This is a genomic window from Phaeobacter sp. B1627, from assembly GCF_006265095.1.
Classification (GTDB): Bacteria; Pseudomonadota; Alphaproteobacteria; order Rhodobacterales; family Rhodobacteraceae; genus Epibacterium.
This window is the reverse complement of record NZ_VCNK01000022.1, coordinates 91,558-108,707: the sequence shown is the minus strand read 5'-3', so window position 1 is coordinate 108,707 and position 17,150 is coordinate 91,558. Positions and strand designations below refer to the sequence as shown.

General features: G+C 61.4%; 14 protein-coding genes and 3 tRNA genes. 6 read left to right on the top strand and 11 right to left on the bottom strand.

Going from position 1 to position 17,150, the window contains the following annotated elements; translation table 11 throughout:
• Positions 1–388: 388 nt before the first annotated feature.
• The 4 genes from FGE21_RS13115 to FGE21_RS13100 all read left to right on the top strand — a co-directional run bounded on the left by FGE21_RS13115 (position 389) and on the right by FGE21_RS13100 (position 5,855).
• Positions 389–976, top strand: coding sequence for a heme NO-binding domain-containing protein (locus FGE21_RS13115; protein ID WP_139663751.1), 588 nt, complete (start codon positions 389–391; stop codon positions 974–976).
• Complete coding sequence (locus FGE21_RS13110) at positions 973–1,989, top strand: GGDEF domain-containing protein (RefSeq protein ID WP_139663750.1); 1,017 nt, start codon at positions 973–975, stop codon at positions 1,987–1,989. Before FGE21_RS13115 ends, FGE21_RS13110 begins: the two co-directional genes overlap by 4 nt.
• Before the next feature lie 224 nt (positions 1,990–2,213).
• A complete protein-coding gene (locus FGE21_RS13105) occupies positions 2,214–4,328 on the top strand; it encodes a molybdopterin-dependent oxidoreductase (protein ID WP_139663749.1) in 2,115 nt (704 codons plus the stop codon).
• A gap of 96 nt (positions 4,329–4,424) precedes the next feature.
• Complete coding sequence (locus FGE21_RS13100) at positions 4,425–5,855, top strand: PLP-dependent aminotransferase family protein (protein WP_139663748.1); 1,431 nt, start codon at positions 4,425–4,427, stop codon at positions 5,853–5,855.
• A gap of 33 nt (positions 5,856–5,888) precedes the next feature.
• On the opposite strand, the gene FGE21_RS13095 is transcribed toward FGE21_RS13100, so the two are convergent.
• The 7 genes from FGE21_RS13095 to FGE21_RS13065 form a co-directional block, all read right to left on the bottom strand.
• Positions 5,889–5,963 (bottom strand) — tRNA-Glu (locus FGE21_RS13095).
• 205 nt (positions 5,964–6,168) lie between these two features.
• A tRNA-Glu gene (locus FGE21_RS13090) sits at positions 6,169–6,243 on the bottom strand.
• A 205-nt stretch (positions 6,244–6,448) separates the two neighbouring features.
• Positions 6,449–6,523, bottom strand: a tRNA-Glu gene (locus tag FGE21_RS13085).
• Positions 6,524–6,647: 124 nt separating this feature from the next.
• Entirely contained in the window at positions 6,648–8,390 is a 1,743-nt protein-coding gene (gene recJ / locus FGE21_RS13080; RefSeq protein ID WP_139663747.1) for a single-stranded-DNA-specific exonuclease RecJ, read from the bottom strand.
• A gap of 127 nt (positions 8,391–8,517) precedes the next feature.
• Entirely contained in the window at positions 8,518–9,501 is a 984-nt protein-coding gene (glpX, locus tag FGE21_RS13075) for a class II fructose-bisphosphatase (protein ID WP_139663746.1), read from the bottom strand.
• A gap of 157 nt (positions 9,502–9,658) precedes the next feature.
• Positions 9,659–10,945 carry a homoserine dehydrogenase gene (locus FGE21_RS13070; RefSeq protein ID WP_139663745.1) on the bottom strand — a complete coding sequence of 429 codons (1,287 nt, stop codon included), beginning with the start codon at positions 10,943–10,945 and terminating at the stop codon, positions 9,659–9,661.
• Positions 10,946–11,088: 143 nt separating this feature from the next.
• On the bottom strand, positions 11,089–11,448 hold the full coding sequence (locus FGE21_RS13065) for a hypothetical protein (protein ID WP_255731576.1): 360 nt from the start codon (positions 11,446–11,448) through the stop codon (positions 11,089–11,091).
• A 115-nt stretch (positions 11,449–11,563) separates the two neighbouring features.
• Between FGE21_RS13065 and FGE21_RS13060 the strand changes: the two genes are divergently transcribed.
• The gene (locus FGE21_RS13060) at positions 11,564–12,151 is read left to right on the top strand and encodes a TetR/AcrR family transcriptional regulator (protein ID WP_139663744.1); all 588 of its coding nucleotides are present in this window, start codon (positions 11,564–11,566) and stop codon (positions 12,149–12,151) included.
• A gap of 163 nt (positions 12,152–12,314) precedes the next feature.
• Here the strand turns inward: FGE21_RS13060 and FGE21_RS13055 are convergent, their stop codons facing one another.
• Positions 12,315–13,226, bottom strand: coding sequence for a pirin family protein (locus FGE21_RS13055; protein ID WP_139663743.1), 912 nt, complete (start codon positions 13,224–13,226; stop codon positions 12,315–12,317).
• 322 nt (positions 13,227–13,548) lie between these two features.
• Between FGE21_RS13055 and FGE21_RS13050 the strand changes: the two genes are divergently transcribed.
• Complete coding sequence (locus FGE21_RS13050; RefSeq protein ID WP_139663742.1) at positions 13,549–14,040, top strand: hypothetical protein; 492 nt, start codon at positions 13,549–13,551, stop codon at positions 14,038–14,040.
• Between the two features lie 110 nt (positions 14,041–14,150).
• On the opposite strand, the gene FGE21_RS13045 is transcribed toward FGE21_RS13050, so the two are convergent.
• From FGE21_RS13045 to FGE21_RS13035, 3 genes are read right to left on the bottom strand one after another with little or no spacing between them, the layout of a single operon-like run.
• Positions 14,151–14,756: a TadE/TadG family type IV pilus assembly protein gene (locus FGE21_RS13045; protein WP_139663741.1), complete on the bottom strand. Its 606-nt coding sequence runs from the start codon at positions 14,754–14,756 to the stop codon at positions 14,151–14,153.
• Between the two features lie 3 nt (positions 14,757–14,759).
• Positions 14,760–15,302 (bottom strand): TadE/TadG family type IV pilus assembly protein, encoded by a 543-nt coding sequence (locus tag FGE21_RS13040; protein ID WP_139663740.1) that lies wholly within the window; start codon positions 15,300–15,302, stop codon positions 14,760–14,762.
• Positions 15,299–17,017: a VWA domain-containing protein gene (locus FGE21_RS13035; RefSeq protein ID WP_139663739.1), complete on the bottom strand. Its 1,719-nt coding sequence runs from the start codon at positions 17,015–17,017 to the stop codon at positions 15,299–15,301. The genes FGE21_RS13040 and FGE21_RS13035 overlap by 4 nt, the downstream gene beginning before the upstream one ends.
• Positions 17,018–17,150 lie beyond the last annotated feature (133 nt).

Genomic DNA, 17,150 nt, shown 5'->3' with positions numbered 1-17,150 from the left:
CCTGCGGCAAGTTTCCGCATGAAACTTGCCGCAAAGATCACTATTTCATTGGAGAGTGCGCATGTCTTGTCTTATGGTGGCTGCGTAACAATCGCACAGAATGATAGGATACGAGTCAGGGAGACCCCGCCCGGAAGCTTCGCATCATGCCTCGGATGTCAGCTCAAGAGGGAAATACCGCACGATTCGCATATGCAAGACCCTTGAGGCCGTGGGAAACTGTCCCCTCGGCTTTTGTTTTGTATGACGTCAGAATTATTCGTTTTTCCAGCAAGCTCTGGAACATGGCGTGTTGGTAAGACAGAAAGAATATGAAATCTTAGATATTCGGCCTTTCTTAAGCATGCGGACTTAATTTTGGCTAAAAGGTGAGATAGGGAACGACCGTATGCACGGTTTGATCAACAGGGCTGTCCAAGCGTTTGTTACCAGCACATATGGGAGCAAGCGCTGGAACGAGATCATGGACGCAAGCGAACTTGGATTTTCCGAGTTCGAAGCGATGCTCGTATACCCTGAAGATCAATCAATGCGGATGATGCGCGCAGTAGAACGGAGCCTTGAACGCCCTTTGCTCGAAATTCTGGAAGATGTCGGGACCTTTCTGGTGTCCAATCCGCAAGTGGAGGCCCTGCGCCGTCTGCTGCGGTTTGGCGGCGTCAACTACGTCGAGTTTCTGCATTCACTGGATGACTTGCCCGACCGGGCGCGGCTGGCCGTGTCCGACCTGCATTTGCCGGGGTTGGAGCTGATCGAGCAGGCCCCGGGCCAGTTCGAACTTTTGTGCCAGCCGGGCGTGCCTGGATATGCTCAGGTGATGACCGGTGTGCTGAGGGCGATGGCCGATGATTATGGTGCTCTGGTGATCCTTGATCTCGCGGGCACACAGGACGGCGCCGATGTGATCTCCATCACCCTGATCGAAAGCGAGTTCTCCGAGGGCCGGACCTTTGATCTCGGAGCGCATCCGCTATGATGAGCTTGCAGGATCTCAGCGCGATGGCCGATCAGATCTGTCCGATGCATGTCATCATCGACACTGACGGCAAGCTGCAGAGCTATGGTCCGACGCTGGATAAAATCCGCGGTGAGGACTCCTGGGAGGGGCGGTCCTTTTTCGATATCTTCGACCTCCAGCGACCGCGCTGGGTCAAGACCGTCGATGACCTGATGGAAACAGCGGGCAGCAAGCTCCATTTCCAATTGCGCTCTGCGCCCCATACCCGGATGAAGGGGGTTCTGGTGCCGCTGCCAGCCGGTAAGGGCGGCTTTATCAATCTGTCCTTCGGTATTTCGGTTCTGGATGCGGTGCGCGATTTCGACCTGACCAGCCAGGATTTCTCGCCTACGGATCTGACCATCGAGATGCTGTATCTGGTCGAGGCCAAATCCGCCGCGATGGAGGCCTCGCGTCAGTTGAACCTGCGCTTGCAAGGGGCGAAGATTGCCGCTGAAGAACAGGCCTTTACCGACACGCTGACCGGCCTCAAGAACCGTCGCGCCATGGATCACGTACTGAACCGTCTGATCAACAGCGGTCGGGATTTCGCGTTGATGCATGTGGATCTGGATTTCTTCAAGCAGGTCAATGACACCTACGGCCACGCCGCGGGTGATGCGGTGTTGCAGCGGGTGGCCGCGATCATGGTGGATTGCACCCGCAAATCAGACACCGTGGCGCGAATTGGCGGCGATGAATTCGTTCTCATATTTGAGGGTCTCATGGATATTGGGCGGCTGAGCGAACTGGCCCAGCGTCTGATCCAGAGGTTGGAAGACCCGATGATGTATGGCGCTCAGACCTGCAGGATCTCGGCCTCTGCCGGCACAACGCTGTCGTCGTCAATGTCGCAACCGGATGCGGCGCAATTGCTCCATCAGGCGGATGTGGCTCTTTATGGCGCCAAACGGGCCGGGCGGGCGCGACATATGTTCTTTGCCCCTCATCTCGAAGCTGAGATGGCGCCCCCCAGCAGCAAGTCTGCCTGACCTTTCTGCGCGCAGGGGCGGGGGCGCGTTGGTTGCGATGCTCTGCATGCCATGATCGCCAAGTCGCCGGATGGGACGCGCCGCCAACCGCGGCAAGAGACCAGAGGCACTGTGCTCAAAACCGTTCAAATTGGTCTGCTTGAATTGGTCATTATTGGTGCTTTGTCCTGTGCTGCTTGTGATCTAGGACAGGCAAAACGACATCGCCAATGCGGAGCCGCGCCATGCCACCATCCGATCTGAAACACCCCTTTGTCGCGGAGGAGGGGCACCGGCCCACGTCCCGGACGCAGGTTCTGCCCAGCGTCTGCCCGCTCGATTGCCCAGATACCTGTAGCCTCAACGTGGACGTCACAGACGGACGGATCGTGGCTGTGCGGGGCTCTGACGCCAATCCGTTTACGGCCGGGGTCGTTTGCAACAAGGTCGCCCGGGCCTATCCTGATTTTGTGCATGGGCCTTCGCGGCTGACGCATCCGCTGCGCCGGACGGGGCCACGCGGGTCCGGGCAATTTGAACGTATTTCCTGGGACCGGGCGCTCGAACTGGTGCATGAGGGGATGCAAAGATCTATCGACCAGTTCGGCCCACAATCCATCTTGCCGCTGAATTACGCGGGTCCTCACGGTGAATTGGCGGGTGGATCGCTGGACCGGCGGTTTTTCTACCGCCTTGGAGCAACCCGGTTGAACCGGGGGCCCCTGTGTGGCGGTGTCCGGGGGCTGGCCTACGAGAGCCTCTATGGCGATGCGCCGGGCATGCCGCCGGAGCAGGCGGCCCAGTCCGATCTGATCGTCGTCTGGGGCAACAATGTGACAGTGTCCAACCTGCACCTGACACGCGTCGTCAAAGCGGCCAGGGCGCAGGGGGCGCGTCTTGTGGTGATTGACCCCAAGCGGATCAAGATTGCCCAGCAGGCGGATCTGCACCTTCAGGTCCGCCCCGGGACCGACGTGATCCTGGCGCAGGGATTGGCGGCGGAGCTTGAGCGGCGGGGCGCCTTTGATACGGGGTTCATCGCGCGCTGGACATTGGGGAGCGACGCCTACATGACGGAGGCGCGGCAGTATAGTCTGGCGGCGACTGCTGATATTTGCGGACTGTCGCTGGCGGATCTGGGGCAATTGGCCGACTGGATGCAGGCGGCAGAGCGGATGGCCACGGCGCTGGGCAACGGAATGGAGCGCGGGCGCTCGGGCGGATCGGGTTTGCGCGCGGCCATGGCGCTGAACGCGCTGCTGGGCCAGCATGGCCGACCCGGGGCAGGTGTCATTGCCAAATCCGGTCTCGCCTCTCCCAAGACCCGTGCGCGTCTGCAGGGGGACCATCTGATCGATCCCGCGACCCGGGTCGTCAACATCCTGGATGTTGCGCGGCTGATGCTGGATCGCGATCAGGAGGTGCCGGTGGGGGCTGTGATGATCTACAACCACAACCCGGTGGCCACGCATCCGGATCAGGGTCGCATGATCGAGGCTCTGAGTCAGGAGGAGATGTTTGTGGTTGGCTGTGACGTCGTCATGACTGACAGCATGGCCTTGTGCGATGTCATCCTGCCGGCTGCTTCGCATTTCGAACATGATGAGATTTTCGCCGCCTATGGGCAAAACTATGTGCAGCGGGCGGAACCGGTGATCGCGCCGCTCGGCGAGAGCCTCCCCAACACGGAGATCTTTCGCCGTCTGGCCGCGCGGTTCGGCTATGTCGAACCGGAACATCAGGCCAGTGACGTCACCTTGATGGATGAGGCAATGGATGGCAGCCATCCGCAATTCGGGGGCCGCCCCCCAAGCGAGATGCCAACCGACCGGGCGCTGGAGATGCAGGCGGAAGGCGGCGCGCCTCTGGTTCTGTGCGACACGGTTCACCCTGCCACGGCTTCGGGCCGGATCGAATTGTTCAGCTCTGATCTCGAGCAGGCCGGCGGCTTTGGTGTGCCGCGCTATGATCCCGCACGGCAGGACCTGCCATTGGTGCTGATCACGCCCAGCTCCGACAAGCGGATCAACGCAACATTTGGCAGCTCCCCCTGGTCCAAGGGGCCGGAAGTGCTTGAGGTGCATCCAGCCGATGCCGCCGCGCGCGGGCTTGGCGATGATGAGTTTGTTGCGGTGGAAAACCAGCGCGGCAGTGTCACGTTTCGACTGCGGATTTCGGACGCGATGCGGCCGGGTGTGGTCTATGCGGCCAAAGGAACCTGGCGGCAAAGCTCGCAAACCGGGCTGACGGCCAATGCCCTGATCTCCTCTGCGCTGCGCACGGATATTGGCGATGGGGCCTGCTACAACGAGACCTTTGTGGAGCTGCGCCGCGCCGGTGAGGGGGCGGGCGCAGGCTAGGCCGGCCGCGGATCTTCGCGCCCGCTGCCGCAGACTTGCGCAGCGGGTCCCCAAGGCATAGCGTGGGGGTCCGGAAATCTCGACAGGCCGAATATCATGACAGTTGCTGCGCTGGGTTTTATGCCCGACCGGGGATCGGATACGCCGATATTTGAACAGATCTGCGCCGCGATCCGCAGCCGGATCCGGTCCGGGGCATTGGCTCCGGAGGAGCGGCTTCCTGCAACCCGAGCACTGGCGACGGATCTTGGTGTGGCGCGGGCAACCGTGGTGACCGCCTACGAACAGCTGATGGCAGAGGGGTACCTCAGATCGCGGCGCGGGTCTGGCTATACGGTCTGCGCCATGGGAGAGGTGGAGCTGTCGCCCGCAGAGGAAACATACCCGGCACAGGATTTGACCGAACATCCGCCCTTGTCGCTGGAGGCCGGGGAGCCGGACATGCGCCTGTTTCCGTATCGGGCCTGGGCGAAATGCGTGTCGCGCCTATGCCGCACTCGACCGGAGGAGATGCTGACCGGCTGCGGTGGCTTCGGCCATCCGGAGCTGCGGCAGGCCATTGCCACCCATGTGCGCGACTGGCGCGGCATTCCGGCCCGCCCGGAGCAGATCCTGGTGACGTCCGGCGCGACAGAGGCGCTGGATATCTGCCTGCATGCGCTGGCCAGGCAGGGCGGCACCGTCGCCGTCGAAGATCCGGGCTTTCCGCCGATTTGCAATTTTGCCGAGGCCCAAGGGCTTCGGGTGCGGGATCTCTTTGTTGATGCGCAGGGGGCCGAAGTGCCGACGGTCGGGGATGGCACCGGGGTGGTGGTTTTGACCCCATCGCACCAGTATCCACTCGGCGGCGCAATGAGTGCCGGACGGCGGCAGTCCTTTATTGCCTGGGCGGCGCAGGCCGGCGGCTGGATCATCGAAGACGACTACGATTCCGAATTTCGCTATGCAGGACATCCGATTCCCGCCATGGCCGGCGTCGATGCGCAGGGCCGCACAGTCTATATTGGCAGCTTTTCAAAAGTATTCTCCAATAGTCTGCGGATGGGCTATATCGTGGCGCCGGACGGTCTGGTCGATGTCCTCGGCACCGCAATGAGTGCCAAGGGGGCGCGGGCAAGTTCGATGCCGCAGGCTGCCTTGGCGGAGTTCATGCATCGCGGCGAATTCTATCGTCACCTGCGCCGCGTCCGTCGCGTCTATGCGGAGCGGCACCGTAACCTTGTTGACCGTTTGCGCCGCGACTTTTCCGATGTTGGTCACGTCCAGGATCATCATGCGGGGATGCAGGTCGTGTTGCATTTACGGGATGGCCTCAACGATCAGAAGCTCGCGCAGTCGGCACGCGCCCATGGTCTGGGGGCCGATGCATTGTCGGCTTTTTGTCGGGGCTCCGCCGGTTTGAATGGCCTGATCCTCGGGGCAAGCCTCAACGATCTGGACGAGCAGGAAGAGGCTTTGGAACGCCTGCGGCGGGTGATTTCATCAACAGAGAAATCCCCGCCGCAGGAGCGTATTTTTCGAACGTGAGTGGTGGCTGGCACAAGCGGTTTGAAATAAAAATGGCAGCCCGTAGGGGAATCGAACCCCTCTTTCCAGGTTGAAAACCTGGCGTCCTAACCGATAGACGAACGGGCCGCGCTGTGCGTGAGGGGGTGTTTACTCAGTCCCCAATGACTGTGCAAGGGGGAAACTACAGAAAGTGCAAAGTTTTTGCGAAGCTGGTGGGATCCGTGAAAATTCATCATTTTCAGTGACTTGGGGGGATTTTTCGCCGCGTGGAAACCCGCAGAGATGCAGGTTTCAGATCCCGAGCGGACAGCAGTCACCAATATAGGGATAGTGGCAGCCCGTAGGGGAATCGAACCCCTCTTTCCAGGTTGAAAACCTGGCGTCCTAACCGATAGACGAACGGGCCGCGCTGTGCGTGAGGGGGTGTTTACTCAGTCCCCAATGACTGTGCAAGGGGGAAACTACAGAAAGTGCAAAGTTTTTGCGAAGCTGGTGGGATCCGTGAAAATTCATCATTTTCAGTGACTTGGGGGGATTTTTCGCCGCGTGGAAACCCGCAGAGATGCAGGTTTCAGATCCCGAGCGGACAGCAGTCACCAATATAGGGATAGTGGCAGCCCGTAGGGGAATCGAACCCCTCTTTCCAGGTTGAAAACCTGGCGTCCTAACCGATAGACGAACGGGCCGCGCTGTGTGAGCGCGTGTCTAGGGATTTGCGCCGGCCCTCGCAAGCGAAAAAGCATGGATCAGCGAAATTTGTTTTCCACAGGGGGCGACACACAGAACGGCCGCGCCACAAAAACAGCAAAATCAGGCCTCGGCCGCATCTTCCAATCGCAATTGCGCGCTTTGACGCCCGCCCCAGGTGTTGACCTCCAGGCGACCGGCGACATGAAAGCGCGCACCGCCATGGTCCAGCAGACGCGGTCCCAGCGCTGTATCAAAGGCGCCAAAGCTGATGGCGTCGATGTTGCCCCCCATGCCGTCGGTGAAACTGACCTTCAGATGCGACTCGCCCACACGTTTGGCAAAGCGCACGGCAAGCTCGGGAAAACCGTAGCGCGGGGCAGGGGCACCGGCGCCAAAGGGGCCTGCCTGTTCGATCTGTTCGATCAACTCGACGGTTGCGGCACCGGGCATCAACATCCCGTCCAGCTTCAGGTCAGATGGCCCCAGATCGCCGGCCCCCTGTTTTTCCAACAGCTCGGACAGTCGGGCCATGGCGGGTTCCAGTTGATCCCGGGCCACGGTCAGCCCGGCCGCCATCTTGTGCCCACCCCCTTTGATGAGGTGGCCGTCCAGCGCCATTCTCTGGATCGAAGCGCCAAGGTCGATGCCGGAGACGGAGCGTCCCGACCCTTTGCCTTCGCTGCCATCAAGCCCGATCACAACCGCCGGGCGGCCGGTGGCTTCTTTCAGGCGGGAGGCCACGATGCCGACGACCCCGGGGTGCCAGCCTTCGCCTGCGGCCCAGACCAGCGGTGCGTCAAAGCCCCGTGCCTCGGCCTGTTCGAGGGCGGCAGCCCGCACGGCATTCTCAATATCACGCCGTTCCGTGTTCAGCTGATCCAACCGTTCCGCAAGGGCCGCGGCCTCGTGTGGATCCTCGGTGGCCAAAAGCCGCGCGCCGAGGTCGGCCTTGCCGATGCGCCCTCCGGCGTTGACACGGGGGCCCAGCAGAAACCCGAGGTGATATGTTGAGGGGGCAGAGTCCATCCGGCTGACATCCGCCAGTGCCACAAGACCCGGGCGCGCGCGCCGTCCCATGACCTTCAGGCCCTGCCGCACCAGCGCCCGGTTGGCCTCGATCAGCGGGGCCACATCGGCGACCGTTGCCAACGCCACCAGATCCAGCAGTCCCATCAGATCGGGCCCGGTCCCGAACCCTTTGTCCCGGGCCTGCCGGCGGACATCGACCAGCATCAGAAACACCACCCCCGCAGCGCAGAGGTAGCCGAGGTCGCCATCTTCGTCCTGGCGGTTGGGATTTACCACTGCCACACAGGCGGGCAGGGTCTCCCCGCCGAGGTGGTGATCCAGAACCACCACATCAGCGCCCCTGGCCGCCGCGATAGGACCATGCGACAGTGTTCCGCAATCGACGCAGACAATCAGGTCATGATCCCGAGCCAGGGCGGCCATCGCCTCCTCGTTGGGGCCATAGCCCTCGTCGATGCGATCCGGAATATAGAGCGTCGCATCCTGTCCCATCTGACGCAGATACACCAAAAGCAAGGCCGCCGACGCACCGCCATCGACGTCATAATCCGCAAAGATCGCGACCCTTTGACGTTTTTCGATGGCCTCAAGAAAGCGCGCAGCAGCGACCTCCATATCCTTCATGCGGCGCGGATCGGGCAACAGTTCGCGAAGCTGGGGCGCGAGAAAACCGCTGGCCTCATGTGCGGGGACGCCGCGGCGGGCCAGAACCTGACAGACCGCTGGCGGCAGACCGGTTTCCTGCGCCAGATGCTCACCGGCGCGGCTCTGATCGATGCCCGGCCCAATCCAACGCCGTCCGGTCAATGAGGTCTCGACTCCCAGAAAACTCAACTCTGTGGCTCCTGCTGATGGCTAAGAGAAAAGGCCGGATCCGCTCGGTCCCGGCCTTTCATCTTTTCATAAATACCTACTTTCCGACCGCGCCTGCAAGCGCTGCGGAGGGGGGAGGGCGATGGCGTTACTGATGCGCGCTCAGTGGGGTGCGGTAGCTCATGCGCCGCACGGACCCTGTCTTGGAACGCATCAGCAGCGTGGTGGTCTCTACCCACCCCGGCCGACGCCGGATGCTGGGCAGGAGCGAGCCGCCGGTGACGCCGGTGGCGGCAAAAATCACGTCCTGCGTGACCATCTCGTCCCGGGTGTAGATGCGGTCAAGGTCGGTGATGCCTGCTTTGGCGGCCCGGGCCTTCTCGTCGTCGTTGCGAAACACCAGACGACCAAAGATCTGGCCTCCCATGCATTTCAGCGCCGCTGCCGCCAGGACCCCTTCGGGGGCGCCGCCCTGACCCATATACATGTCGATACCGGTGATTTCGGCTTCGGCGCAATGCATGACGCCCGCAACATCGCCGTCGGTGATCAGGCGGATGGAGGCTCCGGTTTCACGCACTTCCGCGATCATCGGCTCGTGCCGTGGGCGCTCCAGAATGCAGACGGTGATGTCGGCGGGGCTGCAGCCTTTGGCGGCCGCCAGCGCTTCGACCCGCTCGCGCGGGGACATATCCAGCGATACGATGCCATCGGCGTAGCCGGGACCAATGGCCAGCTTGTCCATATATGTATCGGGCGCATGCAGCATCGAGCCGCGTGGCCCCATCGCAATCACCGTCAGCGCGTTTGGCATGTCCTTGGCGGTGAGGGTGGTGCCTTCGAGCGGATCAAGGGCAATATCCACGCCGGGGCCGTTGCCGGTGCCGACTTCTTCACCGATGAACAGCATTGGCGCCTCGTCGCGTTCGCCTTCGCCGATGACCACGACACCGGCGATGTCCAGCAGATTGAGCTGCTCGCGCATGGCGTTCACGGCGGCCTGATCGGCGGCCTTTTCGTCGCCGCGCCCAATTAGCGGAGCAGAGGCCAGAGCGGCCTGTTCGGCAACCCGGGCCAGGCCCAGGGACAGCATGCGGTCGTGAAACGGCGCATCGGCAGGTGTCGAAGTCATTCCCAAATTCCTATCTCAATCTCTTGTGATCCCATCCGGCATACCCCGCCCTTGCCCGCAGGGGCAAGGGAGCGGCGGCGATGGTGACGCTAACGGTGGTCGTTTCGGGCGCGATCTGGTCAAACCCCGTCCGCCTGTTGCGTATAAAGATCAAATGTCACAGTTCTTCGATGCGCAATGCGACTGGGGCTCCTTCGACGACACCGGTCGCCTCCAGCCCGTCCAGAGCATGTTCCAGCATGGATGAGGTGCATTTATGCGTCACCACCAGAACCGGTGCGATGGTGGTCGAATGGTCATACTGGCGCATCCGGTGGATCGAGACACCCGCGTCCCCGAGCGCCGCCGCCACCTTTGCCATCGCCCCCGGCTTGTCCTGCAGCGACATGCGCACGTAATGGGCCGCGGGCAGGCCGGCTTGCGCAGAGGGCGCATCGTCCAGCGTTGCGGCGGGCTGACCAAAGGTCGCGATCCGGATGCCCCGCGCAATATCGAGCACATCCCCCATCACAGCACTGGCCGTCGGGCCTTCGCCCGCGCCGGGGCCGCGCAGAACCACCTGTTCGATCGCGTCGCCTTCGATCACCACCATGTTGGTGCCGCCTTCCAGCTGTCCCAGGGGAGAGTTCGCGGGAACGAGGCAGGGTGTCATACGCTGCTCCAGCCCCCGCGCCGATCGCTGAGCCACCCCGAGGAGCTTGATCCGGTAGCCCATATCGGCAGCATGACGAATGTCTTCGATTGCGATCCTCTGGATCCCTTCGAGCTTCACATCGTCAAAGGCCGGTTTGGTGCCAAAGGCAATCGCCGCCAGCAACGCCAGTTTGTGACCGGCGTCGATCCCGCCGACATCCAGCGTCGGATCGGCCTCGAGATAGCCAAGGTCGTCCGCTTCCTTGAACACGGTGGCATAGGGCAGGCCCGCAGTTTCCATCCGGGTCAGGATGTAGTTGCAGGTGCCGTTCATAACCCCCATGACGCGGGTGATCTCATTGCCCGCCAGCCCCTCGGTCAGCGATTTGATCACCGGAATGCCACCGGCCACGGCCGCCTCGAACCGGATCACACGGCCCTTGGCCTCGGCCTGTTCGGCAAGAGCCTGCCCATGGATCGCCAGCAGCGCCTTGTTGGCGGTGACCACATCCTTGCCAGCGGCCAGTGCGGCCTCGGTTGCGGCCTTGGCGGGGCCGTCGTGTCCGCCCATCAGCTCGACAAAGACATCGACATCGTCGCGGGTGGCCAATGCGACCGGATCGGTCTCCCAGGCATAGTCTTTGAGAGACACACCGCGGTCTTTGGAGGCATCCCGGGCACAGACCGCAGATATCACCACGGGGCGGCCGGTTCGGGCCTCCAGCAGGGCTGCGTGGCGACGGATGATTTTCACCACGCCAATGCCAACCGTGCCCAAACCTGCAATCCCCAGTCGAAGCGGTTCAGTCATAGCGGGAGGTCCTCATAAATGGATGTCGAAAGGTTGGATGACGCATTAGCCGCTCTGGCCCGGTGGTGCAACGCCTCGTCGGTCTGCTCTTCGGCCGACAGGTTCGCCTGCGCGTCGGGCGACACGGTTGATCAGGATCCCGCTCAGGGTGTCCGGCGGCGCAGGTCTGCGGCCCGTTGGCGCAACCGCGCCGCGCGCGCATCGAGCGTCTCCGTCAATTCGGCGCTTTCTACCTCGGGAAGCGGTTCGGCTGCGAGGGCGGTCCCGAGAGGCAGCAATCGGGGGTAGGGCTGGTCCTGCAGGTCCGCGGGCAGGCGATCCTCGAGCTCGGGGACGCGGGTGCAGGAGGTGAGAGCAAATGCACAAAGCAGGGCCAGTGCGCAGAGCGGGGCCACGCTGCCGAGCTGTACAACCGTGCCCCTTGTTCGCGGCTTTGATGCGGCGTAGAGCCGATCGGCAAGCGGCTCTGTGGACGGTAGCGTCGAGGTGTGTCGGCAGGGCATGGCAATGGTCCTTGTTCCCGCCCTTGATGCACAAATGTGCCTGTGGGTACAAGACATCGCGACGCCTGCCGGAGGTGGGTTTTATCTGAACAAATGTTCAGTTACCTTTGGCGCCATGGCACGTACGCAAGGCTCTCATTCCGACATTACCGGCCCCCGCATCCGTGCGGCGGCGCAGGAGCTTTTTGCGCGACATGGGTTTGCCGCCGTGTCGATGCGCCAGATTGCGGCCCATGTGGGTTTGCAGGCAGGGGCGCTTTACAATTACACGAGCGACAAGCAGAGCTTGTTGGTGGATCTGATGCAGGCCCATATGGAGGACCTGTTGGCGGCCTGGGCCGAACAGCGGGTGTCCGGAGACGCGGTCGCCCGACTGGAAGCATTCGTGCGTTTTCACATCCGCTATAATCTGGAGCGGTCGGACGCGGTTTTCATCGCCTATATGGAGCTGCGTAATCTGACCGAAGAGAATTTCGCCCGCATCGAGGACCGCCGCAGGGCCTATGAGGATCAGCTGGAAAACATCCTGAAGGAGGGCGTTGCCACCGGCGTTTTCCAGGTGCCGGATACAAAGATCGCGGCGCTTGCGGTGATTGCGATGCTGAATGGTGTGTTGACCTGGTATCGGGATGGCGGGCGGCTGTCGCTGACTGAGGTGGAGACGCTTTATTGGGACATGGTCCGGAAATCCGTCGCGCTCTGATCGGGTTCGGCGGCAGGTGGGTATCTGACGGCAGACGGGTTTCAAGATGAGCGCTACCGCGCGCTTTTATTCTGCAGGACGGACGGTGATGGATCACGCGACGGTACCGGACGGGCGGCCCCCGGGAGCAGGGGGACCGCCCGCAGGCGCCTGTCTGGTGTGATCAATGCGCGGGCTTGATGAATGTGCCGTTGCGCAATTCAGCAAAGGCTTTTTGCAGTTCGGCCCGGGTATTCATGACGATCGGACCATGCCAGGCCACCGGTTCCTGGATCGGTGCGCCGGAAATCAGCAGGAACCGGACGCCCTCGGGGCCTGCCTGCACGGTGATTTCATCGCCGGTGCCGAAGCGCACCAGCGTGCGATCCCCGGACATGTCGCGGATGTTGACTTCCTGTCCTGCGACCTCTTTTTCCAGCAGCACCCCCTGCGGGCGGGAGGCATCCGCAAAGGCGGCGGAACCGTCAAAGATATAGGCAAAGGCCCGCCGGTAGGTATCGATCCGAAAGGTCTTTTTCACTCCGGCCGGAACATGGATGTCGAGATACTGCGGATCGGCCGCAATGCCGTCGACAGGGCCGGTCTTGCCCCAGAAGGAGCCGACGATCACTTTGACGCGGGTGCCGTCGTCGTCGATGACCTCGGGGATTTCTTTGCCCTGTACGTCCTGATATCGCGGCGCGCACATCTTGTCGCGTCCGGGCAGGTTCCCCCAGAGTTGAAACCCGTGCATTTGCCCCTCGCGATTCCCGGCGGGCATTTCCTGATGCAGGATGCCGGAGCCGGCTGTCATCCACTGCACATCGCCCGCGCCGAGCGTGCCGGTGTTGCCGAGGCTGTCGCCATGTTCGACCGTGCCTGCAAGCACATAGGTGATGGTCTCGATCCCGCGGTGGGGGTGCCAGGGGAAACCCTGCTGGTAGAGCTCCGGATGGTCGTTGCGAAAGTCGTCAAACAGCAGGAAGGGGTCCAGCTCGCTGGGATCCTGAAAGCCAAAGGCGCGGTGCAGATGGACACCTGCCCCTTCCATCGTCGGTTGGGCGGCGCGGGTTTCAAGGACGGGACGCAGGGACATTTGGGTTCTCCTGATGAGGTGATCTCTCTGCCAATCTAGACCGAACCACGGGGAACGGAAGTCTGCACAGGTTGACGGTCACTGTGCGCGGGTGCAGAGGCCAAGGCCCGCGACCGAGAGCGGGTCTGAGACAGAGCCGTCTGCGGTTCGGGCGGGTGGAAGAGGGTGGGGCGAGGGGCGAGCAGGACCCGGGTTGCGGGGCGTGTCTGCGGCTGCTGCGTTTCTGGTGCCCTCGAAAGGGGCTGTTAGGTTCAGATGTTTTTCGCTACCTCTGCCCCATCGGTCGTGGATTGGGTCCTGACCAAAACAGGGAGAGCAATCCATGAACAGCCCCTATGGCGCCGATGAAATTCTGGCCACCATCGAGGCCTCGCCCGCCCGCAGGGTGCTGGGGGTGGCAATGCTTGCGGGGCTGGGGCTTCTGTCTCTCTATGTCGCGGTAACCAGTTCGCTGGGCTTTGGGTGGTGGATCTTCTTGGTTGTGGTTGCAGGCGCGGCGCTGTGGATGGGATATCGCATGTGGCACGCCACTGCGCACCGGTTGGAGCTGACGCCCAAGGTGCTGCGCTGTTCCGATGGAGTCGAGCTGGTGAGAATTTCAGATCTGGAGCATCTGGACCGCGGATTCTTTGCCTTCAAGCCCTCCAACGGGTTTCTGATGCGCAGTCGGAGCCGGGACACGCGCCAGTGGTATCCGGGTTTGTGGTGGCGGATGGGGCGTCGGATTGGCATCGGCGGGGTGACGCCTGGGTCGCAAACCAAAACGGCCTCTGAAATCCTGGCGGCCCTGATGGCGGAACAGAACGCAGACTGAATGCACAAACATCTGGTCAGGCGGCGTCAGGCGGAATAATCGCAGCCCATTGATCAGGTGGCGACTTCAAAGGCCGCGCCGGACCTTGTCACCGAGTCATGGTCGCGCCATCACATCACGGAGTCGTCGATTTCGTCATCGTGAATAGTACCGTCGCTGAATATTTCCCCCTCAAAGGCGACGAGAGAGGCAAAGCGGGGGCGGGTGAACACGAAGTTGTAGATATTGCGGGTGGAGAAGCCGATGTTGAAAGCGGGCTCCACATTGTTCCATGTCTCGACAAGGATCACGCGCTCCTGGTCGGGCATCGTGGGCAGCTTGGCCTCGATATCGGACACCGTGCCATCGGTCCAGACGTTCATCAAGTCGCCCCGCTCGACGGACCAATCGACGTAGTAGCGATTGTCGTCTTCGTCCCAGCGGATCACCGATACCCGCATCGACATGCCGGAATCTGACCGCACCAGAAGCTGCGCCAGGGTGAACATGCTGTCGATGTAGTCATCGTTCAGGGCGGCCGTCTCGCGCGAGATCAGGTCCGAGATGGTATAGGCGGCTTTGGTATTGACCGTCTCCTGCCGAAACAGATCAAACAGCGTGTAAGTGGCCGCAAAGATGCCGAGCAGGAAGGGCAGGTAAAAGGCAACCTCAACCGAGACGTTGCCCTCTTCGCGGCGCCGAAACCGGCGCAGGATATCAATGAGAAACTGACCCATGGCTTATTTCGGCTCCTGAACAAATGCGCTGGAGGCATAGAGGCGAATGCGACCCTGACCGTCCTTTTGCATGCTGTCGGCGAGGCCCCAGTGGGGAAAGACGGGGTCAAAGCTCATGCAGGCCCGCAGGAACATCAGATCGTTTGATCCCCCGTTTACAAAGGTGGTGACCGCCTCCACCTCTTCAATGACGGAGACACAGTCCGGGTCGGAATTGACCCCGCCCCAGGCGAAGGGGTCGAGCTGCACCATTTCGAGACGCAGCGAGGTTGCACAGTCGTCGATGAACCCGGATCTGGCACAGATCCTGTCGCGAATGTCATCATGCTGCATATTGCCACCGGTGCCGAGGCGAATATCGCGGACCGTCATGTCCATGGCGCGCTCCAGCATGATCTGTCGCACGGTGATCAACCCCAGCTCGACCGAGGCGAAGAGGACCAGCAGCATCAGCGGGAACAGGATCGCAAATTCGATTGTCGCATTGCCGTCGTCGGCCTCGCGGAACCGGCGCAATCGGGCGGGCAGGGCAGGGGCGCGCATCATTCTGTCAGCCTCAGTTGGCGGATCGCCGAGGCGATGGAGTTGAAGGCCTCAGCGATTTCCAGCCCTTTGACATCGTAGTAGTGCGAGTCGGAGCTTGCGCAGTCGCGCAGAACGGTCTGGCCGCCTTCGGGTGCTTCGAAGCCGATCGTGAAGACGATGATGCCCTGATCCTTGGCCGCGGTGCAGATCGACTGGGTCCGGAGATCTTTGCTGCTGGCCCCTACCGCATTGTACACGTCATAGTACCATTCATCACGGGCGTCGTAGTAGTCCATCCAGTCGTAGAACAGGTAGTAGTAGATGTATTGCAGTGAGGTATCGGCAAAAAGATCGGCAAAGCTCAGCTCAACGGAGCTTCCGCGCTCGCGCATTGTGGTTTCACGAGAGCAGTTGCCACGGTAATCCCAACGGTAGCAGTATTTCTTTGACAGATTGCCATCGCCAAAGGGATGCGGGCCCCAGGTGCCGGAGCCGGTATCGGGATCATGCCAGAAGTAGTTTCCTGTGTTCTCGTTGTAGGTCGAGTAGACTCTCTCATCGGCATTGTACCAGACCTGCGAGCCCCCGTTGCGGTAGTCACTGTTGACATAATACTGATCGGTGTTCTGGCCATCCGTCATCAATACGATGACCTTCAGCGTTTCATGGTCTGAATAGCTGACCGGGCGATTGGCGTATTGTGGATCTATTTCCGCATCGACACCGCTCGCGAGGGTTGAGACGATCGGTTGCATCGACGGATCCAGCAGGGCGACGCCCCATTTCATTCCAACGTCGATGGAGGTGTTGTCGCTGGCTTCGAAGTCGTCGATGTAGTCCTGCAGCGTATCGACGTCGTCTTCCAGCAACATCACCGTGCGTTCGGGATTGTTGACATGCGACGCGCAGGTTGCCAGTCTGACCAGATCGGAACTGTTGCGGTAGTCGCTGCTGCCCCAGATCGAAAAATGCATGGTCTGTTCGTAGTCGTCGACCGTGCTGATCGCGGTGGTGGAATAATCGTCGCTGTCAAAGTTGATGCAATGGGAATAGCTGTGCGCGTCGCTCAACTGCAATTGGTCGAGCACAGAGGCGGGCATCGAAACCTGCGTCGAATAGGGCACGATGGAAATCGTCATCTTGCCGTCTTCGGTGTTGTCATCCATGGTCTGGACGAATTGCTTGGCGGCGGTTTTCAGGTTCCTCAGACGGTTGTCCTGCCCCATGGATCCAGAGACATCCAGCACCAGTGAAATCTCGACATTGCCGATACTCTCGACCGCAGTCGCCGCCGCCCTGAGCGGCAGCGGCTTGTCGTACCTGGCAATTTTCATCCAATAGGTTTCGAAATCCGCATCTACGGTTGCTGTGACCCGTTTCGACGACGGCGTGATTTCGGTGTAGGGTTGCTTGTAATATCGGTCCAGCCCGGCCTTGGCCATGTAGTCCAGCACGACGGCGTCGGGGGCCAGGGGCTGATCCAGGTCGGCCGCCGCAAGGACCGCGCGGTCAAGGGTGTATTGCAACTCTGTTCGGTCCCGTTCGAGCCGTACCAGATCCATACCGATGCCACCGACGGCCAGCATGCAGAGCAGGGTGGCAATCATCGGCTTTTCCAGCACGCCGCTCTCGTCAGCCCGGAACCGCAGCCCAGTCTCCCGCAGGCCAGTCTTCCGAAGCCCCGTCCATAGGCCACGAGAGGCCAATGATGTCGTCGTCCAGAAATTGCCGTTCATATCTGATGTCTTTCCAGCGATCAAAAGAGCCGAGATGAGCCGAGATGAATAGGGCAAGGCCGGAACCGAAGTTCAAAGCACATGTTCGCCCGCTTTAGGAATGGTTGATAAAGATGGCCGAACTGGGGCGCGA